The sequence below is a fragment of the Enhydrobacter aerosaccus genome (assembly GCF_900167455.1).
Taxonomy (GTDB): Bacteria; Pseudomonadota; Alphaproteobacteria; order Reyranellales; family Reyranellaceae; genus Reyranella; species Reyranella aerosaccus.
Window position 1 is genome coordinate 262,455 of record NZ_FUWJ01000004.1, and the last position, 20,095, is coordinate 282,549.

Here is a 20,095-nt window from a genome sequence, read left to right on the forward strand (position 1 = left end):
TCGCGGCGGCGGAGCGGGAGACGGAGCGATGGCTTGGATCGATGTCGCGGACCGCGCGGCGCTGGCGCGATCGGGGCGCCGGGAGGTCGAAGCGGCTGGGATCGCCCTGCTGCTGTACGACCTCGAGGGCGCGCTCTACGCCACGTCGGCGATCTGTCCCCATCACGCCGCGTGGCTGTCCCAGGGCAGCGTCGAGGGCGAGATCGTCAATTGCCCGCGCCACATGGGCCAGTTCCATATTCCGACCGGGCGGCAGTTGCGCGGTCCGGCCTGCCCGGACCTCCGGACCTACCCGGTCCGCGAGGAAGGCGGACGAATCTGGATCGAGCTGCCCTGAAGCCGGTACGATCCTTGCTGACTTGACGGCGGGCCGGGGATGCCGGCGCCGGAGTCGCGGAGGCTGTCATGGAACCAGTCGATCTTCTGCTGCGGGGCGGGCGGGTCATCGATCCCGCGACCGGCACCGACCGGATCGCCGATGTCGCCGTCGCGGGCGGCCGCATCGTGGCGATCGCGCCCGGCCTGCCGGCCGACAGCGCCGCCGAGACGGTGGATGTCGCCGGCCGCGTGGTGATCCCAGGCATGATCGACACCCATGCCCATGTCTATCAGTACGTCACCGGCAAGTTCGGCCTCAATGCCGATATGGTCGGCGTGCAGTCGGGCGTGACGACTCTGGTCGACCAGGGCGGGCCGAGCTGCATGACCATTCCCGGCTTCCGCAAGTTCGTCGTCGAACCATCGGCCAGCCGGGTCGTGTGCTTCATCTCGACCTATCTCGTCGGCGGCCTGGAAGGGCATCTCTATCCGGAGCTCTATGGCCCGGGCCAGGTCAACGTCGCGCATACGGTTCAGGCCGCTCGCGACAATGCCGACCTGGTCAAGGGCATCAAGGCCCATGCCGAGATCGGCGGCGCGTCGCGATGGGGGCTCGAGGTGATCAAGCTCGCCAAGCAGATCGCCCGCGACTCGGGCCTGCCGCTCTACATCCATCTCGGCCAGCTCTGGCCGGTGGCGGAGAGCGTCACCATCGATGCCGACGAGGTGGTGCGCGAGCTGCTGCCGCTGCTGGGCGAGGGCGATATCCTCGCCCATCCCTTCACGCGGCATCCGGGCGGCTTCGTGTCGGCCGAGACGGGTAAGGTCCATCCGCTGATCTGGGCGGCGCTCGATCGCGGCGTCACGGTCGATGTGGGGCATGGCTCGCACTTCTCGGTCGACATGGCGCGGCGGACGATCGAGGCCGGCATCCGGCCCTATACACTCGGCGCCGACATGCACGGCTACAATGTGCGCCTGCCCGATCTCAGCGGCGACGATGCCGCCGACCGCCAGGCCAATCCGTTCTTCGGGGTCGCGCCCTTCAATCTGACCAATGCCATGACCAAGCTTGTGGCGTTGGGCCTGTCGCTGACCGAGGTGGTGGCGACCGTCACCGCCAATCCGGCGAAGATGCTGGGCATGGCCGATACGATCGGCTCGCTGCAGGTCGGTCGCGAGGCCGATATCTCGGTGCTGGAGATCGTGCCGGGCCGGTTCGAGATCACCGACAACAGCGGCGACCGTATGGCCGCGACCCAGTCGATCATGCCGGCCTTCGCTTTGCGCGCGGGTCGCCGCTTCGACGCGACCAGTCCGCTTGTGCCGGCGCTGCAGGAACTGCCGCCGCTGGCGGCCGAGTAGCGCCTGGCGATTTCTGCATCATCTCCTGCTGCGTCGCCCTGTCGATGAGCCTGGGCAGGATCCAGCGTTGATGCAGACCCAGGGGACGCACCCTATCACTCATGTGCCGACGGCGCCGTGACGGCGTTGACGACCGGAATCAGTGGTCGGTCTGACGCGGGCTTATAGTGCCCGCATGACCCGCTTCCCTCCCGTTCGCTCGTTCTGCAGCGGCCGCGCCAGAAATGCCTGGCCCAACCCCTGCGGTGCCGATTCGGGAATTCCCGAAGATTCGGGAAAGCATCGGCGTCAGACGGCAAAAGCCGAAGGACATCAAGGTCTTGCGGCGTCCTGTCGTCCGTTTCCCGAAAAGCGATTTTCCGCGCCGGTGCGGCGCGTTCCGTCTCGGCGTGTTGGTTACTTCAGGTAATGGTTATTTTTCCGTTTGTTTAACGGCAGGGCGGCCTCTCCGCCGCGCCTACCGTCACGACAGATGCTGCTCGACCCAGCGTGCCCAGGCAACAAGCTGGTCGTCATCGCGGAGCGGGCCGACGAGCTGCAGCGACAGCGGCAGGCCGAACGGGCCGGTGTTGAAGGGCAACGCAATGCAGGGCGTGCCCAGCAGCGTCCAGAAGCGATTGAACAGCGGGTCGCCGGTATTGCCGAGACCGGCCGGCGCTTCGCCCTTGGCCGCCGGCGCCAGGAGGAAGTCGAAATCTTCCCATGCCTGGGCGAGATCGGCATGCGCCCGTTGCTTGCGCTTCTTGACGTCGGCGAGCTGCGCGCGACTCACGGAATCGCCGGTTTCGAGCACGCCCAGCAGGCTGGCGGACAGCAAGTGAGGAAAGCGCTTGCGCTCGGCGGCGTAGGATTGCGTCGCCTCCTTGCTCATCAGGCGGTTCTGCGCGGTCAGCAGACCGTCCCAGTTCTCCGGCATGTTCCAGGTGCGGACCTTGGCGCCGGCGGCGCGCAGGGCCCGCGCGGCAGCCTCGATGTTCTTGCGGTTGGAGGCATCGGCCTGGTCCCACCACAGCGTGCGGCAGAGGCCGATGCGCGGCGCGCGTGTCGGCGGATCGGCCGGCGCATGGCCGTAGGCGGCGCGGATCAGGGCGAGGTCGTTGGCCTCGCGCACGAAGAAGCCCAGCGTGTCGAGGCTCTTCGCGTAAGGCTTCACACCGGCCATGTCGGCCCAGCCATAGGTGCCCTTGTAGGCGACGACGCCGTTGAAGGCGCCGGGCCGGATCACCGAGCCTGCCGTCTGCGTGCCGTAGCCGACCGGTGCCATGAAGTCCGCGACCGCGGCCGCCGAGCCGGAGGAGGAGCCGGCGGGCGTGTGGCGCAGGTTGTGCGGATTGTGCGTCTTGCCGGCATGGGCGCCGGCGAATTCGGTGGTCACCGACTTGCCGAGCACGATCGCGCCGGCCTGCACGAGCTGCGTGACGCAGGCTGCATCCTTGCCGACGACATGGTCGCGATAGATGGGCGAGCCGCAGGTGGTGGGCAGTGTCCGGGTGGCGATGATGTCCTTGACCGCGAGCGGAATGCCATGCAGCGGGCCGACGGGACGGGCGCGCTTGTCGAGCTGGTCCGCGCGCCTGCGGGCGCCGTCGGGATCGAGCGCCTCCCAGGCATGGACCTGGCCTTCGCGCGCCTCGATACGGTCGAGACAGGCCTCGACGAGATCGCGGGCCTTGAGCCGCTTCTGCGCCATGCGCTGCACCGCGGCACTGGCTGTGAGTTTGTTGGGCGCTGTCGCCATGGATCTTTCCCCTTCCGCTCGAACGGCGGCATGATGGCCGAGCAAGACAAAGAAGAACAGCGAGGAAGAGCAGCCATGACCGTGCCATTCGCCGTTCGCCGGATCGGCCATACCGTGGTTTTCGTGAGCGACCTCGACCGATCGCGCTGCTTCTATACCGAGGTGCTGGGCTTCAAAGTGTCGGATGCCTATCCCGACGCCATGATGCCGGGTGGAATGGTGTTCCTGCGCTGCAACGGCGACCATCATTGCCTGGCGCTGGTGGGTGGCGGCAGTGGCGCCCCCGACAAGAGCCTGCATCACATCGCCTTCGAACTGGCCACGCTCGACGAGGTGTTCCGGGCCCGCGATCATCTCAAGGCGGCGGGCGCCCGCATCGTCTACGAGGGCCGGCGCCGCGCCGGCTGCCAGATCGCGGTCGAGTTCCTCGATCCCGATGGCCATCATCTCGAACTCTATTGGGGCCTCGATCAGATCGGCTCCGACGATCGCTCGCGCCCATCGTCCGAGTGGCGCCAGACCGGTACGCTGGAGGAAGCCGTGCGCCATGCGCCGCCGGGACAGGACACGACGGTGCACGACGCCGCCCTGCGTGCGCGGGTCGAGGCCGGGACGGATCGGCCCTGACCGGTGGCCGACGCATGAGCGCCGCGGCGGCAAGGAGCGGGATCGGTGGGAGAGGCCCAAGAGCGCCACTGGAGTGGCGCGCTCCCATGATCAGCGGAGCGCGCAACTCCAGTTGCGCTCATGCCGACGGCGGTAAGGACCGGAATCGGTGATGGGGGCGCCCGGTCTTAGACTGGGCGCCAGGGTGAGGTTGGCGCCTGTCCTGCTTCAGGTCGGATGGCCAGCGGTCTTCTTCGGCTTGCTTCCGGTCCAGCCCTTGACCGTTTCGCGGAAGCGCTGGAAGGCGACGTAGAGGCCGGGGATCACGAAGATGCCGAGGAACGAGGCGGCGAGCATGCCGCCGAACACGGCGGTGCCGACGGCGCGCTGCGTCGCTGCGCCGGCGCCGGTCGCGATCACCAGCGGGACGAGGCCGCAGATGAAGGCGAACGAGGTCATCATCACGGCCCGGAAGCGCAGCCCGGCGGCCGTCGTGGCGGCGGTGACGACGTCGCGGCCATGAGCGCGCTCCTCCATCGCGAACTCGATGATCAGGATCGCGTTCTTGGCCGCCAGCGCGATCAGCACGACGATGCCGATCTGGGCATAGAGGTTGTTGTCGAGGCCGCTCAGCAGCAGCGCCGTCACCGCGCCCAGCAGGCCGACCGAGACCGACAGCAGGGCGGCGATGGGGATCGCCGTGCTCTCATAGAGGCCGACCAGGAACAGATAGGCGAACAGGATGGCGAGGCCGAGGATGAAGCCGGTCTGGCCCGAGGCCGCCTTCTCCTGGAAGGCCGTGCCTGTCCACTCGTAGGCATAGCCGGGCGGCAGGGTATCCTTGGCGAGCTTTTCCATCGCCGCCAGCGCCTGGCCAGAGGAGTAGCCCTCGGCCGGCGCGCCGTTCAATGTCACGGAGCGCAGGTTGTTGTAGCGGATGATCATGGCCGGCGCGGTGGTGAGCTCGACGCTGGCGACCGCCTGCAGCGGCACCAGTTCGCCATTGCTCGAGCGGATGCGCACGCGGTTGATGTCGCTGACCTTGGCGCGATCGGCGGCCTCGGCCTGCACCTTCACCTGCCAGGTCCGACCGAACAGGTTGAAGTCGTTCGTATAGGTGCCGCCCATGGAGGTCTGCAGCGCCGAGAAGATGTCGGAGATGTTGACGCCCAGTGCCTGGGCGCGCTCGCGGTCGAGCTTGAGGTTGATCTGCGGCGTGGAGGCGCCGTAGGTCGTGAAAACGCGCGACAGCTCCGGCACCTGCTGGGCGGAGACCATCAGCCCGCGGGCCACCGCCGCAAGGTCCACCGGCGATGCGCCGGACAGGCTCTCGAGCTGGAACTCGAATCCGGAAGAAGTGCCGAGCCCCATGATCGGCGGCAGGTTGAAGGCGAAGACGTTGGCTGCCGTGATCTGCGAGAAGGCGGCATTCACCGTCTCCAGCGCATTGAAGACCGACAGCTTGGGATCCTTGCGCTCGCCGAACGGCTTGAGTGCCAGCACCACCAGCGCGCGGTTGGGCAGGTTGAGTCCGTCGAGCATGCTGTAGCCGCTGACGGTGAACACGCTCTGCAGCCAAGGCTCGCCCATCACCGTGCCCTCGACCTGCTCGACTGCCGCCAGGGTGCGGTTGGTCGAGGCGGCGTCGGGGAGCTGCACCTCGGCCATGAAGGCGCCCTGGTCCTCGTCCGGCAGGAAGCCGGAGGGAACCAGGCTGCCGATGCCGCCGGTGGCGACGATGACGCCGGCGACCAGGAGCAGCGAGATGATACCGCGCCGCGCCAGCGGGGTGACGACCCGGGTGTAGCCGTCGCGGGTCTTGTCGATGCCGTTCTGCATCCAGGCGATGATGCCGCGCGGCTTCTTGCGATGGCGCAGGATGAGCGAGCAGAGCGCGGGCGACAGCGACAACGCGTTGATGGCGGAGATGACCATCGACACGGAGACGGCGACGGCGAACTGCTTGTAGAGCTGGCCGGCGATACCGGGAATGAAGGCGGTCGGCACGAACACCGACAGCAGGACCAGCGTGATGGCGATGATGGGGGCCGAGACCTGGCCCATCGCCTTCTCGGTCGCCTCCGCCGGCGTCAGGTCGGGCTCGTGTTCCAGGATGTGCTCGACCGCCTCGACCACGACGATGGCGTCGTCGACGACAATGCCGATCGCCAGCACCAGGGCCAGCAGCGAGACGGTATTGGCCGAGAAACCCAGCGCCAGCATCACGGCAAAGGTGCCGATCAGAGCCACCGGCACGGCGATGATGGGAATGATGGTGGCACGGAAGTTTCCGAGGAAGACGAACACCACCACCGCCACCAGGGCGAAGGCTTCGAACAGCGTGTGGATCACGCTCTCGATGGTCGACTCCACGAAGACCGTGGTGTCGTACATCACATCGTAGGCGACATCGTCGGGCAGGCGGGGCTCGAGGTCCTTCATCGCTGCGCGCACCGCCTTGGCGGTGGCGAGCGCGTTGGCGCCGGGGAGCTGGTAGATCTGGATGCCGGCCGCCGGCTTGCCGTTGTAGCGGCCCATCGCATCGCTGGTCTTGGAGCCCAGTTCGACGCGGGCGATGTCCTTGATGCGCACCAGCGAGCCATCCGGCTGGGCGCGCACGACGATGTTGCCGAACTCCTCGACCGTGGTGAGCCGGCCCTGGGTGGTGATGTTGATCTGGAAATCGATCGGGCCTGCCAGCGGCGCGGCGCCGATCAGGCCGACGGCCGCCTGCACGTTCTGCGCCTGCACCGCCTTGACGACGTCGTTGGCGGTGATGTCGAGGCTCGACATGCGGTCGAGGTTCAGCCACACGCGCATGGAATAGTCGAGGGCGCCGAACAGCGCCGCTTCGCCCACGCCCGGCACGCGCCGCAGCACGTCGAGCAAGGTGATGGTGGCGAAGTTCGACAGGAACAGCGCGTCGCGCGTGCCCTTGGGCGAATGGACCGCGATGACCTGCAGCAGCGACGAGGATTGCTTCTTGGTGGTGACACCGTTGCGCTGCACCTCGGGCGGCAGCATCGACAGCACCTGGTTGACGCGGTTGGTCACGTTCACGGTGTTGAGGTCGGGATCGGAGCCGACCTTGAAGCTGACCGTCAGGGCATAACTGCCGTCGCCGCCCGAGGTCGACTTCATGTAGATCATGTTCTCGACGCCGTTGACCTGGGCCTCGATGACCTGGGCCACGCTCTCCTCGACCGCCTGCGCGGAGGCGCCGGGATAGAAGGTGGTGACACGCACCTGGGGCGGCACGATGTCGGGGAACTGCGCCACCGGCAGGGCCTTCATGGCGATCAGCCCGGCAATCGTGATCACGGTCGAGATGACGAAGGCCAGCCGCGGCCGGCGGATGAACACCGACGAAATGGTCATGGCGCTACTTCTGTCCGGCGGTGGCGAGCGCGGGTTTGACCGTCATGCCCGGACGCACCCTTTGCTGACCCTGCACGATCACCTTCTCGCCCGCGTTCAGGCCGTCAGTGACGGATACGAGGCCCTCGCGCGAGAAGCCGGTCTTGATCCGGCGCAGCTCGGCCACGTTCTTGTCGTTGATGACGTAGACGTAGGGACCGGCCTGGTCGACCGCGATCGCCGCCTGCGGGATGACGATGACCGACGGCACCTGCTCGCCTTCGAGGATGACGCGCACCGTCTGGCCATCGGTCAGGCTGTTGTCCGTGTTGTCGAACACGGCGCGAACGATCTGCGTATCGGTCTTGGGATCGGCCGTGACGTCGAGGAAGTCGAGCTTGCCCTTCTCCTTGTAGAGGCTGCCATCGGCGAGGCGCAGCTGCACCACGATCTTGGGATCGCTCGAGGTGCCGCCGCCGCGCCGCGCTTCCAGGAGCTCGCGCTGCGTCACCGGGAACAGCACGCGCATCGGATGCTCGCTGACGACCGTCGCCAGGATGCCGGAGTCGGGGCCGACGATGTTGCCGGGAGAGAAGGCGGCGCGACCGACTCGTCCCGTGATCGGCGACTTGATCTCGGTGTAGGAGAGCTGGATCTCGGCGTCCCGGAGCTGGGCCTCGGCGTTCTCGACCGCGGCCTTGGCCTGGAGCTGCTCGCTGAGCCTCTGATCATAGGTGGCCTGCGTGCCGGTCTTGGTGCGCAGCAGTTCCTCGGCGCGCTTGAGCTGCAGCTCGGCATTGACCAGCGTCGCCTTGGCTGAATCACGCTGCGCGATCTTCTGGTCGACGGCGGCCTGATAGGGATCGCGCTCGATGGTGAACAGAAGCTGGCCTTCCTTGACGTCGTCGCCATCCTTGAACAGGCGCGGGCCGAGCACGCCCTTGACCCGGGCGACGAGATTGACCTTGTCGACGGCGACAGCGCGGCCGATGAACTCGGTCTGTTCCGAAAGCGGCTTCAGTTCCGCGGACTGGACGAGGACGGCGGGCGGCGCTGCTCCTTGCTGCGCATGCCCAGCTTGAGGTATGGCAACAACCTGCAGACCCAAGATGGCGACGATGATCGTCGCCATTGATGCATATCTCATCGTCCCCCGCTCTTGCTTTGGAGCAGGGCGAACACTGCCTTATTTTGCGAAAACGGTCACGGTATTTCCGGGTGCACGCAAGATCGTGAGTAGGCTTCGTTTCTCGACGAGCGGGAGTTCACAGATGACGCTTCGTTTTCTGTCGCTCGTGCTGTGCCTTGTGCTGGTGGTGGTCGGCGAGGGTGCGCACGCACAACAGTCGCAGTCGACGTCTTTGCCGCCGGGCGTGACCAACCCCGCCGAATACAAATCCTATGTCTCGGCCATCAACACGCAGGATGCGACCAAGCGGGCGCAGGCGCTCGAGGTCTTCCTCGCCTGGTACCCCGGCAGCGCTCTACGCTTGCAGGCGTTCGAGCAGGCCATGGCCGCCTGGCAGGCCGCCAACAATCCGGTCAAGGCTGACGCGGTCGCCGTGCGCCTGCTGCAGGTCGATCCGAACAATGTGCAGGCGCTCGCCAATCGGGCCTATTCAGGCCGCACCCAGGCGATGGCCGGTGACGCCAACGCTCTGTCGCCGGCCGTCGACGCGGCCCAGCGCGGTATCGGAGCGCTGCCCAAGTGGCAGAAGCCGGGCAATATGAGCGATCCGGACTTCACCCGGCTGAAGATGCAGATCCTGGCGGTGTTCGACGGCACTTTGGGTTTCGCGGCGCTGCAGTCGAAGGACTACGCCAAGGCGCGCAACCACTTCCTCGAGGCGGTCAGTGTCGAGCCGGACAGCCTGCCCGATGCCTATCAGCTGTCGGTCGCGCTGCTGGAAGGCAAGCCCATCGATCCGCTGGGGTTCTGGTATGGCGCGCGCGCCATCGCCATCGCCCGCGCGGCCAAGAACGACGCCGCGGCAGCGGAGATCGAGAAGTATGCCGCCGGCCGCTATCGCCATTATCACGGCAGCGACGAAGGATGGGACAAGCTGGTGGCCCGCCTCGCGGCCGGTGAGAAGCGTCCGCCGGACAATTTCGGTGCCACGATCACACGCGCCATGTCGCCGTCGGAGACGGCGGTGCAGATGGCGGCGGCTTCCGACTTGAACACGTTGTCCTTCAGCGATTGGGAGCTGATCCTGTCGCATCGCGACGACTCCGCCGACAACCGGGCGGCGGCCGAGAAGATGTGGAAGGCGATCGTCGAGAAGCAGCATGACGGCGCGCGGCTCAAGCTGCCGGTCAAGGTGATCAAGGCAAGCTCGGAGCGACTCGAGGTGGCCCTGGCGGAAGGCAATCAATCGCGCGACGTCGTCGATCTCGAGATCCAGATGGCCTATCCCCTGCGGCCGCTGCCGGCGCCAGGCACGACCATCTTCATCATCGGCACGCTCAGCGACTACAAGCCGATGCCGTTCCGCTTCTTCCTGACCAAGGCCGAACTGGCGGAGGAATCGATGCCGGTCGCGGGCGGGGCCTGTGCCGACCCCCGTCCGCAGATGTGCACGCGGGAATATCGTCCGGCCTGCGGCCTGCAGCGCGACGGCAGTCGCAAGACCTACGGCAACGCCTGCAGCGCCTGCGCCGACAGCGAGGTGGTGAGCCAGGCGGCCGGCGCCTGCCCGTGAGGATCACAGGCTGGGGAACACCCGCGGCCAAGGCATCGGCGGCGGCGTCGGCGCATAGGAAAAAGCGGGTGTCTCGTCCGCCGCCTGCTGCTGGTCGTCATCGCGGCGCGGCAGCTCCGGGGACGCCTCGCGCACGGGCCGGGGCGGAACCCTGATCTCCTCTTGGTTCATGACCACGTCCTCCTCGAGCAACATGGATTTTTCCCGGAGATAGGAACGGCGCGAGGGCCGTCAAGAGGTCCAACAGCGCCTGCCTGCCCAGGGAGCGCCTACCTCATCCTCGCCCGATGCAGGGCATGGCCGCCGCGATTGCCGTCGCGGCGGCCCCTGGCCTCAGTGGGCCATCAGAAGCGGCACACGGCAGGACGAGATCACCTTGCCGGTGGCACCGCCTAGGCCGAGGAAGGTCAGAACCTGGCCGCGACCGTAGGCGCCCATCACCAGAAGATCGGCGTTCTTGTCGTGCACGTAGCCCAGCAGCGCGCGGCCACGACCGCGGCCGGAGACGGTGCCTGGATCGATGGCGTCGATCACGGCATTGATGCCGTGCCGGCCCAAGTTGCGGGCGAGATAGGGCGCGCCGACATCTTCCGGCGTCGTTCCGACCACCAGCAATGTCACCTTGGTCGCCTTGATCAGGAAGGGCAGGGCATATTCCAGGGCACGCGCGGCCTGGAAGCTGCCGTTCCAGGCAACGACGACCGAGGAGAAGGGGCCGCTACCGGCCGTGGGCGGCGCGACCATCACGGCGCGGGCGCATTCATAGAGTGCCGCCTCGACCGTGGCCGGCGCGACATTCTCCGGATCGGCGCCCGGGCGGCCGATCACCAGGATGTCGGAGCACCGCCCCATGGCCACCAGCGAATCGAGTGTCGCGGTCTGGGCTGCCGTGAAGGTGGCGCCCTGGACACCGCCCAGCACTTCCTTGTAGGCGCGTTCGCTTTCCTTCTTGCGCTGTTCCTGGCGTTCCTCGTCCATATCCATGACGATGGGCATCGCTTCGCCGCTCATCGCCAGGCCAGTGACCATGCTGCCGGACAATCCGGCCGGCAGATGCAGCGCATCGACCGCGCCGCCGAACAGGCTGGCGACACGACCCGCCAGGCCGAAGGACATGGCGGCATCGGGGCCGCCTTCGGACACGGCCAGAATGGACTTGATCATTCGTTCTCCCCCTTGGACCGTCGCCTGCCCGGCGACGGGGGGGATTTAGAATGGCTCTCAGTGCAAGGTGCAAGCGTCTCGTGCGCTGTGCCAGCACATTGGCGCTATGCCGGTGCGTCTCGCCTGGCGGTGCTGCTCGAGGCGACAGCCAGCCAGCGCCATCGGACCGCCCGGTTCATGGCTGCAGGACGGCCGCTCCCACCGGACGCGGATAGGGAAGATCGGCGACGGGCTTCGAGCTCGGCTTGTCCTGCGCAAAGATCGGATCGAGGTCGACGGCGAGATAGTTCAGGCGATGATTGTAGTCGGCGATCAGCAGCCGGTTGTGGGTGAGGTCCTTGATCGCGATCCACTGCGTGTAGTCCGAACCGAGCTTGCCGTTGCCCTCGTCGAACTGCGCGACGCCGATCGGAATATCGACCGTGTTGAGGATATGGCCGATCGTCTGCACGGCCTCGTCGGCGGTCTTCGGCTCGCTGACACCGTGGCGCAGGAAGGCGGCGCGCACGAAGCGCGAGGGCGGCGTGTAATCGCCGGGCAGTCCCATCAGTCCGCCGCCCGCCCCCAGGGACGTGACATTCACGGTCCCGATCTGGCGGCTGGTCAAGCCCACGGTCGAGAGGTTGAGGTAGTTCCGGACGTTGTCGAGATGCCAGTCATAGGTCGGCGCGTTGGTCAGGACGTGCGCGACGTTGTCGTTGATGCGCACCTCACCCTTGACGTACTCGACGACGATTCCGTTGCCGCTGCGATCGTTGAAGACAAAGTGGATGAACGCCGGCGTCGGGCCGGTGGGCAGCGAGGCATCGGACCAGACCTTGGTGGTCTTAAGCGCCTCGCGCAGGTCGGCGACGGTGCCGAAATTGCCCAGCGCCCAGGAGCCGAACTTCAGGACCTCGACGTAGCTCTTATCTTGCGGCGTGACGTTCTGATACTCGGTAAAGCCCGGCAGGAAGTTGCCGCTCATGCCCAGGCCGGCCGAGTTCTGGCCTTCGAGGAGGGCGCCGCCCGGGATGATTCCGGCGCTGATCCCCACCACGGAGAACTTGGTCGTCACCTTGTTCGTCGGCAGGCCCGTCTCCTTCGGGGCCGGCAGGCTGAGTTCGGTGCCCTTGGGTTGGCTCACCAGGGTCCACTTCATGTCGTAGGCCCATTCCATGGTCCGACCGGCCACCACGGTCTTGTCCGCGGCGACGATATCGACAGCGGTGCAGGCGAGCGCCGCGTTGGTCATCGCCACCAGTGAAACCGTTGCCATCAAAATCCGCAGCATGTCATCCCCCTGTTTGCCGCCGGGACGCCGCTGCCGTACCCGCTACGCGGCTCTTGCGTTCCAGCTTTCGTAGCCGTGCTTGCGCAGGACACAGGCGGGGCACTCGCCGCAGCCATAACCCCAGTCGTGCCTCTGGTCGCGTTCGCTGCGATAGCAGGTATGCGTGTGCTCGCGGATGATCTCGATCAAGGCCTCGCCGCCCAGTTCCTGGGCCAGCGCCCAGGTCTCCGCCTTGTCGCGCCACATGAGAGGGGTGTGGAGGGCGAAGTTGCGGTCCATGCCGAGATTGAGGGCGACCTGCAATGCCTTGATGGTGTTGTCGCGGCAGTCGGGATAGCCGGAGTAATCGGTCTCGCACATGCCGCCGATCAGGTGCCGGATATTGCGACGCCAGGCGATCGCCGCGGCGAAGGTGAAGAACAGCAGATTGCGTCCCGGCACGAAGGTGTTGGGCAATCCGTCCTGTTGCATCGCAAAGGCGACGTCGCGCGTGAGCGAGGTCTCGCTGATCTGGCCCAGCACCGCCATGTCGACGAAATGATCCTCACCCAGCCGGTCCGCCCATTGGGGAAAACCGGCCCGGATCCGGTCGAGCACCACAAGCCGTTGATCGAGTTCGACCCTGTGCCGCTGACGATAGTCGAAAGCGACAGTCTCGACCCGCTGAAAACGGTTGAGCGCCCAGGCCAGACAAGTGGTAGAGTCCTGGCCGCCAGAGAAGAGCACCAGAGCTGAGCGGGAATCATCCATAGGGCTTTATCGCCCGCAACCTCTCCCGGCGCCATAGCGTTCGCGTTTTGCCGATGTTGCTATCGGAAAGGGGGAAACGATGTTTGTCTCTGACATTCTTGTGCAGAAGGGCAATTTTGTTTTCACCGTCGCGCCCGACGCCACCGTCGCCCAGGTGGTGCAGGAGTTGAGCGCTCGACGTGTCGGTGCATTGCTGGTCCTGGAGGATAGCGATTCCGTCGTCGGTGTGGTGTCCGAGCGCGATCTCGTGCGAGCCTTGTCGGCGCACGGAGCCGCGGCACTCGCGATGAAGGTCCGCGAGATCATGACGGCCGAAGTCGTCACCTGCGATCCCGACGACTCGATCGACGAGGTGATGGCCGCGATGACGCGCGGACGGTTCAGGCACGTACCGGTCGTGCGGCACGGCGAGTTGCTTGGTCTGGTCTCGATCGGCGACGTGGTGAAGGCTCGGCTGAGCGAAGCGCAGGTCGAGACCGAGGCGCTGCGGGCCTATATCGTGGCGAGCTGACACCGCCCTTCCTCGGCAACGAGGCGGCAGCAACGAGGCCGCCCGTCGCGAGTTGTATTGGGCATGGACGGCATTCAACTCTCCTTGCCCGCTGGTTGGGCGCGCGGCCGTACGCTCGGGGATCCGCTTGATCGACTGGCGGGACTGACTCGCGATGTCGATGGTGCGAAGGCGGAGATCCGCGCTGTGCTCGAGCGTCTGGCCGAACGTCACGGCGCGTCGTCGCGCGATGTCGACGCAGCCATGGCCGGATATGTCGACGATCTGTTGAGCGATCTCCTGTACGAGGTCGAGCTCGAGCTAATCCGGGACGTCGAACTGCGCGGCGTGGACGCGACGTGAGCTACGGGCGCGCCTTGTGGCTGCTGCTCCGGGAAACGATCGAGGGTTTCATCAATGACGATGCCCTGAGCCGCGGCGCGTCGATCGCCTACTTCACGCTCTTTTCCATAGCTCCGGTATTGCTGGTGGTCGTCGCCATCGCTGGTCTTGCTTTCGGCCGCAAGGCCGCCGAAGGCGCCGTCGTCGCCCAGTTCAGCAGCATGATGGGCTACGATACGGCGCAAGCCCTGCAGACGATGATCGAAAGTGCCGCCAAGCCGCGCGAGGGGACCTGGGCCTCGGTCATCGGCATCGTCATTCTGCTGGTTGCGACGACAGGCGTGTTCGGCGAAGTGCAGACCGCCATGAACCAGGTCTGGAAGACGGCTCCGCCGCGTCGCTCGACCTTGTCGCGCCTGGTGCGGGCTCGCCTCGCCAGTCTGGGCCTCGTGGTGACGGCCGGGTTCCTGCTGACGGTGTCGCTGGCCACCAGTGCGGCGCTGGCCGGTCTGTCGGCCTATCTGAAGGCGACCTTCCCGGCGGCCGGCACGATGCTGCGAATCGTCGACATCGTCATGTCGGCTCTGCTCATCGCCGGCCTGTTCGCCGCCATGTTCAAGATCCTGCCCGACACCGACATCGCCTGGCGTGACGTCGGTATCGGCGCGGCGGTTTCGACGATCCTGTTCGAGGGCGGCAAATATGCCATCGCCTTCTATGTCGGCCAGAGCAATGTCGCCTCGTCCTACGGTGCGGCCGGTACCCTGATCGTCCTGCTGGTCTGGATCTACTACTCCGCGCAGATCTTCCTGCTGGGTGCGGAATTCACACGCGCCTTCGCCCGTCGCTACGGCAGTCACGCCGACGCCATCGGCAAGCATCGTCAGCCGGATGCCGCTCTCGAGGCGTAGAGAGTGTGGATCGACGGCAGCCGGTGGCAAACAGCGCCTGCATGTGATTTCCCTTCTTCCCTTTGGTCCCTAGAATGCCGTGAATCAGGCCGACCTTTTGGGAGTGCAATTTGGGAACCGACTCGCCGACCCTGGACCGCGCGCAGTCCAGACCCTTGCAGGGCAAAGTGGCGCTGGTGACCGGCGCCGGAAAGAACATCGGCCGCGCCATTGCCTGCACATTGGCACGCGACGGCGCTTTCGTCCTGATCAATGGCCGCAGCGACAAGGCGGCCGTCGACTCCGTGGTCGACGAGATCACGGCAGCGGGCGGCAAGGCCGCCGCGGCAATGGGAGATGTCTCCGATCCGGCCGTGGCGCCGCGTCTTGCCGCCGAGGCGCAGAAGCTTGGCGGCGTCGACATTCTGATCAGCAACGCCGGCCTGCGACGACAGACCTCCTTTATCGATATGTCGTTCGAGGAGTGGCGAGAGATCATGGCGGTGGCGCTCGACGGTGCGTTCCTGCTCGGCAAGGCCTTCGTGCCGCAGATGATCGCCAAGGGGCAGGGAGGTGCCTTCGTCGCGCTGTCGGGCATCTCGACCCATGTCGGCACTCCGAACCGTTGCCATGTCTCGGCTTCCAAGGCCGGACTCGAGGGCCTGATGCGGGCGCTCGCCGTGGAACTGGCACCGCATCGCATCACCTGCAATGCCATCGCCCCCGGCGCCATCGATACGGCGCGCGGCGCCTCGTCCGGGCCAGTGCCGGCCAATCGCGTGAATCGCCCCATCCCGCTCAAGCGCTTCGGCACGGTCGAGGAGATCGCTGCCATGGTGCGCCTGCTGGTCGGGCCGGAGGGCACCTTCATCACCGGCCAGACCATCCATGTGAACGGCGGCGAGTTCCTGACATGAGGAACCTGATTACGGACGTGCCGGGCGTGCTGGTCGGCAACGCCCAGGACGTCCGCGCGGCCACCGGCGTCACCGTGGCCGTATTCGAGCAGGGTGTCGTGGCCAGCGTCGCAACGCTGGGCGGTGCGCCCGGGTCGCGGGCGGTGACTTTGCTCGAGCCGGAAATGACGCGCGGCGTCGTCGATGCGGTGGTGCTGTCCGGCGGCTCGCTTTATGGGCTCGACGCCGCCGGCGGCGTGACGTCGGTACTTTGTGCGCAAGGCAAGGGCGGCACCTTCGGTGGCATCACCTTGCCGGTGGCGGTACAGGCGATCCTGTTCGACCTGATCAACGGCGGTGAGAAGAGCTGGTTGAACGAGCCGCTGACGATCCGGCCTCCTTATTGGGATCTGGGACGGGAAGCGGCGCGTGCGGCGTCGCAGGATTTTGCCTTGGGCACCGTTGGTGCCGGGTATGGGGCGACGACCGTCAATCTCAAGGGCGGCCTGGGGTCGGCCAGTACGGTCACGGGCCGCGGCTTCGTCGTCGGCGCGTTGGCGGCCGTGAACGCGATCGGCTCGGCAACGATTGGCGACAGTCCGTACTTCTGGGCCGGTGCATATGAGCAGGCCGGCGAGTTCGGCGGCCGGGGCTGGCCAAGCCAAGTGCCCACGGAGGCCCTGCAACTGCGCTTCAAAGGGCAGCCGGCGCCCGTTGCCGCAACGACCATCGCGCTGGTCGCCACCGACGCCAAGCTCACCAAGTCCGAATGCAAGCGGTTGGCAATCATGGCCAATGACGGCTTGGCGCGCGCCCTGCGACCGGTCCATGCCCCCAATGACGGAGACACCGTGTTCGCCGCGGCGACAGGCGGCGCCGCGGAGTCGCTCGGGCCAGCGGGAGAGCCGCCGGCATTGACCGAACTCGGCGCCGCCGCCGCCGACTGTCTCGCGCGCGCGGTCGCCCGCGGTGTCTACGAGGCCACTGCCTTGCCCTACCGAAACGCCGTGCCGGATTTCCGGCAGCGCTTCGGGGGGCGTTAGGGCGACATGCCTGGCAGCATCTCGATCCCGGGCGTGCCCATGCGCATTGCCTTTTGGCTCTTTATCGCGAGAACCGTCCGGACGTGAGCGGCGCGCTGTTCGACGTCGTCGTTGTCGGCGGTGGTGCGGCCGGCCTGATGTGCGCGATCCGGGCCGGTCAGCGCGGGCGGCGCGTGCTCGTGCTGGATCACGCGGAAAAGGTCGGCAAGAAGATCCTGATCTCCGGCGGCGGCCGCTGCAACTTCACCAACCTGGAGGCGCGGCCCGAGGCCTATCTCTCAGCCAATCCGCATTTCTGCAAGTCGGCGCTGGCGCGCTACACGCAGCACGACTTCATCGCCCTGGTCGACAGGCACAGGATCGCCTGGCACGAAAAGACGCTGGGCCAGCTGTTCTGCGACGGCTCGGCGCGACAGATCGTGGCGATGCTGCTGGCGGAGTGTGCGGCAGTCGGAGTCGATGTGCGCGTCGGGCATCGCATCACGGCCATCGAGAAAGCGAACCGCTTCTCCCTTCGGACCGACAAGGGCGACTTCCGGGCGTCTGCGGTCGTTCTGGCGACAGGCGGTCTGTCGATTCCCAAGATGGGCGCTACCGGCTTCGCGCACGATACGGCCCGACGCTTCGGTCTCGCGGTGACGGAGACACGCCCTGCCTTGGTGCCGCTGACGCTGCCGAACGCTCCCGACCTCAGTGGCGTTTCCCTCGACGTGGTCGCTCGATGCGGTCGGACGACATTCCGCGAGGCCATGCTCTTCACCCACCGCGGCCTGTCCGGGCCGGCGATCCTGCAGATCTCCTCCTACTGGCGTGAAGGGCGAGAGCTGTCGATCGATCTGCTGCCCGATCTCGACGCGAGCGCCTTTCTCAAGGACCGCAAGCGCAGCCGTCCGAAGGCGGAGCTGCGAACGGTCTTGGCCGAGGTCGTGCCGCAGCGGCTCGCCCAGCATCTTGCGGCGGAGGGGACGATGGCCGAGAGACGCGACAAGGATCTCGACGCGCTGGCCCGGCGGCTGAAGGACTGGCGCGTGACACCCGCCGGCACCGAAGGCTATGCCAAGGCCGAAGTGACGCTGGGAGGAGTCGACACGGCCGAGCTTTCCTCGCGCACGATGGAGGCCAAGAAGGTGTCCGGGCTCCATGTGATCGGTGAAGCGGTCGATGTGACGGGCTGGCTCGGCGGCTACAATTTCCAATGGGCCTGGTCGTCCGGCTGGGTCGCCGGCGACGCGATCTAGCTGACCGCAGTATCGGCCGACGCGATCACTCCATCATCGTCTGCGCATAGTGGGCGGCGATCTCGCCTGGCGTGGCGTGCCAGACATTGCCGAAGCGCTCGATCCGGCGCAGCGCCTCATCGAGATACTTGATGCGGTGCGCCATGCCCATCAGCCAGGGATGGATGGACAGGCTGAAGACCTGGCTGCCTTCGCGATGCAGTAGCTCGAAGGCGTCGCCAACGAGGTCGGGATAGCGGGTCGTGTTGATGCGTCGCAGCCAGAGCTGCTGCACGTCGTCCCATTCCGGCTGGTTGGGCAGGGAGACGAACTTCTTCCCGACCTTCATGGCATAGGGCTGGTCGTCGTTGGGCCAGTCGAGGACATAGTCGAAGCCGGCATCGGCCAGCAGCTGGGGCGTGCGCTGGCTCTCGCCATAGTCCTGGCCCAGCCAGCCCTTGGGTGTCACGCCGGCCGCCGTCTCGACGGCGGTCCTCGATGTCTCGATATGCGCCTTCTCCTCGGCCTCGCTCATCTTGGAGGAGATCAGCCGATTGGCCGAGATGCCGTGGGCGATGAACTCGTACTTGCGCCTCTTGAACTGCTCGATGAGGAAGGGATAGCGCTCGGCGGCCATGGCATTGACTGCGACGCCGGCGCGGATCTGGTAGCGGTCGAGCACGTCCAGCACACGGAAGATGCCGGTGCGATTGCCGTATTCGCGCTGCGTCCAGGTCCGGTAGTCCGGATTATAGTTGCCGAACTCGCCGACGAAGCGCGCATCCCGGACGGTGCCGTCCGGCGGCAGCAGTTCGTAGTATTCGAGATGCAGCACGACGCAGAAGGCGACGCGCGCCTTGCGCGGCCATTCGAGGTGCGGCCGCTTGGGAAAGGGCGAATACGCGTACCAGGGATTGTCCATGCCGGGCTGAAGCGGCGGCGGATTCTTGGGGACCGAACGGCTCATCTCACGCCTCCTTGCCGAGATGATCCTGGTAGGGCTTGAGCGCATTTGCCGTGTACCAGTCGAGGATCTCCTCGGCGGTGCAGACCCAGGCATCCTTGTGCTGGCGGATATACCCCAGCGCGCGGTCGAGATGCTTCAGTCGGTGCGGGGCGCCCATCATGTAGGGATGCAGGGCCAGGCACATGACACGGCCGTTGTCGCTGCCCTCGCGATAGACCGTATCGAAATGATCGACGATCATCTGGGCGAACTCCTCGGCCTCGACCGGCTGGCGATAGATCATCGCGTCGTTGAGATCCATCGTGTAGGGGATGTGCATCAGTGGGCCGTGTTTGGTGGCCACCGGCGTCGGTTGATCGTCGTGATAGAAGTCGCAGAAATATTCGAGGCCGGCTTCCTTCACGAGATCGGGCGTGTTCAACGTGTTGGAGACGGCGGGCGAGAACCAGCCGCGCAGCGTGCGACCGGTGAGACGCAGGTGCGTCGCCTTGCTGTGCTCGATGACCTCGCGCTCCTCCTCCTCCGTATAGCCCCAGTGATAGCGCGTGTTGAAGTAACCGTGGCTCATGTATTCCCAGCGCCGCGCTTCCATCGCCTCCAGGATCTCGGGGTACATCTCGATCACCGACATGGACAGCGAGACGGTGCAGCGGATGCTGTATTTGTCGAGCACCTCGAACATGCGCCACAGGCCGACGCGGTTGCCATAGTCGCGCCCGCCATAGCCCAGCACATCGGGGTGCGGCATGCGTGGCCAGGGATCGCGCAGGCGCACTTCGGCCGGAACGTATTCATAGTGTTCGATGTTGGGGCAGACCCAGACGGCGACGCGTGCGCCATTGGGCCAGGACAGTTTCGGCCGCTGAATGACGGGGGAATAGCCGAACCGATATGGATCCATGACTGATCTCTTTCTCTTTGGCGCGGCAAGTGCATCACGGCGGCCCCGGGCGCGCAACAGCGGCCTTGGTGCACAA

19 protein-coding genes are annotated in these 20,095 nt (G+C 66.3%); 10 read left to right on the plus strand and 9 right to left on the minus strand.

Going from position 1 to position 20,095, the window contains the following annotated elements; translation table 11 throughout:
* Positions 1-28: 28 nt before the first annotated feature.
* Positions 29-337, plus strand: a complete 309-nt coding sequence (locus tag B5D62_RS18495; RefSeq protein WP_085935391.1) for a Rieske (2Fe-2S) protein — start codon at positions 29-31, stop codon at positions 335-337.
* A 68-nt stretch (positions 338-405) separates the two neighbouring features.
* Positions 406-1,683, plus strand: coding sequence for an amidohydrolase/deacetylase family metallohydrolase (locus B5D62_RS18500; protein WP_085935392.1), 1,278 nt, complete (start codon positions 406-408; stop codon positions 1,681-1,683).
* Between the two features lie 463 nt (positions 1,684-2,146).
* Here B5D62_RS18500 and B5D62_RS18505 read toward each other — a convergent pair whose 3' ends face one another.
* A complete protein-coding gene (locus B5D62_RS18505) occupies positions 2,147-3,421 on the minus strand; it encodes an amidase (protein WP_170921010.1) in 1,275 nt (424 codons plus the stop codon).
* Between the two features lie 75 nt (positions 3,422-3,496).
* On the opposite strand from B5D62_RS18505, the gene B5D62_RS32955 reads away from it, so the two are divergent.
* On the plus strand, positions 3,497-4,048 hold the full coding sequence (locus B5D62_RS32955) for a VOC family protein (RefSeq protein WP_170921011.1): 552 nt from the start codon (positions 3,497-3,499) through the stop codon (positions 4,046-4,048).
* Positions 4,049-4,255: 207 nt separating this feature from the next.
* Here the strand turns inward: B5D62_RS32955 and B5D62_RS18510 are convergent, their stop codons facing one another.
* Positions 4,256-7,405, minus strand: a complete 3,150-nt coding sequence (locus tag B5D62_RS18510) for an efflux RND transporter permease subunit (protein ID WP_085935394.1) — start codon at positions 7,403-7,405, stop codon at positions 4,256-4,258.
* 4 nt (positions 7,406-7,409) lie between these two features.
* Positions 7,410-8,516 carry an efflux RND transporter periplasmic adaptor subunit gene (locus B5D62_RS18515; protein WP_170921012.1) on the minus strand — a complete coding sequence of 369 codons (1,107 nt, stop codon included), beginning with the start codon at positions 8,514-8,516 and terminating at the stop codon, positions 7,410-7,412.
* 139 nt (positions 8,517-8,655) lie between these two features.
* Here B5D62_RS18515 and B5D62_RS33795 point away from each other — a divergent pair, with 139 nt between their 5' ends.
* Positions 8,656-10,086, plus strand: coding sequence for a hypothetical protein (locus B5D62_RS33795; protein ID WP_085935396.1), 1,431 nt, complete (start codon positions 8,656-8,658; stop codon positions 10,084-10,086).
* Positions 10,087-10,089: 3 nt separating this feature from the next.
* Here B5D62_RS33795 and B5D62_RS18525 read toward each other — a convergent pair whose 3' ends face one another.
* The 4 genes from B5D62_RS18525 to queC form a co-directional block, all read right to left on the minus strand.
* Positions 10,090-10,281, minus strand: a complete 192-nt coding sequence (locus B5D62_RS18525) for a hypothetical protein (RefSeq protein WP_085935397.1) — start codon at positions 10,279-10,281, stop codon at positions 10,090-10,092.
* 138 nt (positions 10,282-10,419) lie between these two features.
* Complete coding sequence (locus B5D62_RS18530; protein WP_085935398.1) at positions 10,420-11,250, minus strand: universal stress protein; 831 nt, start codon at positions 11,248-11,250, stop codon at positions 10,420-10,422.
* Positions 11,251-11,425: 175 nt separating this feature from the next.
* The gene (locus B5D62_RS18535) at positions 11,426-12,523 is read right to left on the minus strand and encodes a choloylglycine hydrolase family protein (protein WP_085935399.1); all 1,098 of its coding nucleotides are present in this window, start codon (positions 12,521-12,523) and stop codon (positions 11,426-11,428) included.
* 42 nt (positions 12,524-12,565) lie between these two features.
* Entirely contained in the window at positions 12,566-13,273 is a 708-nt protein-coding gene (gene queC / locus B5D62_RS18540; RefSeq protein WP_085935400.1) for a 7-cyano-7-deazaguanine synthase QueC, read from the minus strand.
* Positions 13,274-13,352: 79 nt separating this feature from the next.
* On the opposite strand from queC, the gene B5D62_RS18545 reads away from it, so the two are divergent.
* From B5D62_RS18545 to B5D62_RS18570, 6 genes are all read left to right on the plus strand, one after another.
* Positions 13,353-13,784, plus strand: a complete 432-nt coding sequence (locus B5D62_RS18545; protein WP_085935401.1) for a CBS domain-containing protein — start codon at positions 13,353-13,355, stop codon at positions 13,782-13,784.
* A 57-nt stretch (positions 13,785-13,841) separates the two neighbouring features.
* Positions 13,842-14,126 (plus strand): hypothetical protein, encoded by a 285-nt coding sequence (locus B5D62_RS18550; protein ID WP_139373957.1) that lies wholly within the window; start codon positions 13,842-13,844, stop codon positions 14,124-14,126.
* Positions 14,123-15,016 (plus strand): YihY/virulence factor BrkB family protein, encoded by an 894-nt coding sequence (locus B5D62_RS18555; RefSeq protein ID WP_085935403.1) that lies wholly within the window; start codon positions 14,123-14,125, stop codon positions 15,014-15,016. The genes B5D62_RS18550 and B5D62_RS18555 overlap by 4 nt, the downstream gene beginning before the upstream one ends.
* Positions 15,017-15,126: 110 nt before the next feature.
* Positions 15,127-15,912, plus strand: a complete 786-nt coding sequence (locus tag B5D62_RS18560) for an SDR family NAD(P)-dependent oxidoreductase (protein WP_231714857.1) — start codon at positions 15,127-15,129, stop codon at positions 15,910-15,912.
* The gene (locus B5D62_RS18565) at positions 15,909-16,934 is read left to right on the plus strand and encodes a P1 family peptidase (RefSeq protein WP_085935404.1); all 1,026 of its coding nucleotides are present in this window, start codon (positions 15,909-15,911) and stop codon (positions 16,932-16,934) included. The genes B5D62_RS18560 and B5D62_RS18565 overlap by 4 nt, the downstream gene beginning before the upstream one ends.
* A gap of 83 nt (positions 16,935-17,017) precedes the next feature.
* Complete coding sequence (locus tag B5D62_RS18570) at positions 17,018-18,172, plus strand: BaiN/RdsA family NAD(P)/FAD-dependent oxidoreductase (RefSeq protein WP_085935405.1); 1,155 nt, start codon at positions 17,018-17,020, stop codon at positions 18,170-18,172.
* 25 nt (positions 18,173-18,197) lie between these two features.
* Here the strand turns inward: B5D62_RS18570 and B5D62_RS18575 are convergent, their stop codons facing one another.
* Positions 18,198-19,118: a polysaccharide deacetylase family protein gene (locus B5D62_RS18575; RefSeq protein ID WP_170921013.1), complete on the minus strand. Its 921-nt coding sequence runs from the start codon at positions 19,116-19,118 to the stop codon at positions 18,198-18,200.
* 1 nt (position 19,119) lies between these two features.
* Positions 19,120-20,019: a polysaccharide deacetylase family protein gene (locus tag B5D62_RS18580; protein ID WP_170921014.1), complete on the minus strand. Its 900-nt coding sequence runs from the start codon at positions 20,017-20,019 to the stop codon at positions 19,120-19,122.
* Positions 20,020-20,095: the final 76 nt, after the last annotated feature.

Bases quoted from the DNA above. Each gene is read 5' to 3' on its own strand.
- B5D62_RS18575 (WP_170921013.1), bottom strand. From the start codon at position 19,118: ATGAGCCGTTCGGTCCCCAAGAATCCGCCGCCGCTTCAGCCCGGCATG.
- B5D62_RS18545 (WP_085935401.1), top strand. From the start codon at position 13,353: ATGTTTGTCTCTGACATTCTTGTGCAGAAGGGCAATTTTGTTTTCACC.
- B5D62_RS32955 (WP_170921011.1), top strand. From the start codon at position 3,497: ATGACCGTGCCATTCGCCGTTCGCCGGATCGGCCATACCGTGGTTTTC.
- B5D62_RS18525 (WP_085935397.1), bottom strand. From the start codon at position 10,281: ATGTTGCTCGAGGAGGACGTGGTCATGAACCAAGAGGAGATCAGGGTT.
- B5D62_RS18530 (WP_085935398.1), bottom strand. From the start codon at position 11,250: ATGATCAAGTCCATTCTGGCCGTGTCCGAAGGCGGCCCCGATGCCGCC.
- B5D62_RS18565 (WP_085935404.1), top strand. From the start codon at position 15,909: ATGAGGAACCTGATTACGGACGTGCCGGGCGTGCTGGTCGGCAACGCC.
- B5D62_RS18495 (WP_085935391.1), top strand. From the start codon at position 29: ATGGCTTGGATCGATGTCGCGGACCGCGCGGCGCTGGCGCGATCGGGG.
- B5D62_RS18535 (WP_085935399.1), bottom strand. From the start codon at position 12,523: ATGCTGCGGATTTTGATGGCAACGGTTTCACTGGTGGCGATGACCAAC.
- B5D62_RS18510 (WP_085935394.1), bottom strand. From the start codon at position 7,405: ATGACCATTTCGTCGGTGTTCATCCGCCGGCCGCGGCTGGCCTTCGTC.
- B5D62_RS18580 (WP_170921014.1), bottom strand. From the start codon at position 20,019: ATGGATCCATATCGGTTCGGCTATTCCCCCGTCATTCAGCGGCCGAAA.
- queC (WP_085935400.1), bottom strand. From the start codon at position 13,273: ATGGATGATTCCCGCTCAGCTCTGGTGCTCTTCTCTGGCGGCCAGGAC.
- B5D62_RS18505 (WP_170921010.1), bottom strand. From the start codon at position 3,421: ATGGCGACAGCGCCCAACAAACTCACAGCCAGTGCCGCGGTGCAGCGC.
- B5D62_RS18500 (WP_085935392.1), top strand. From the start codon at position 406: ATGGAACCAGTCGATCTTCTGCTGCGGGGCGGGCGGGTCATCGATCCC.
- B5D62_RS33795 (WP_085935396.1), top strand. From the start codon at position 8,656: ATGACGCTTCGTTTTCTGTCGCTCGTGCTGTGCCTTGTGCTGGTGGTG.
- B5D62_RS18515 (WP_170921012.1), bottom strand. From the start codon at position 8,516: ATGGCGACGATCATCGTCGCCATCTTGGGTCTGCAGGTTGTTGCCATA.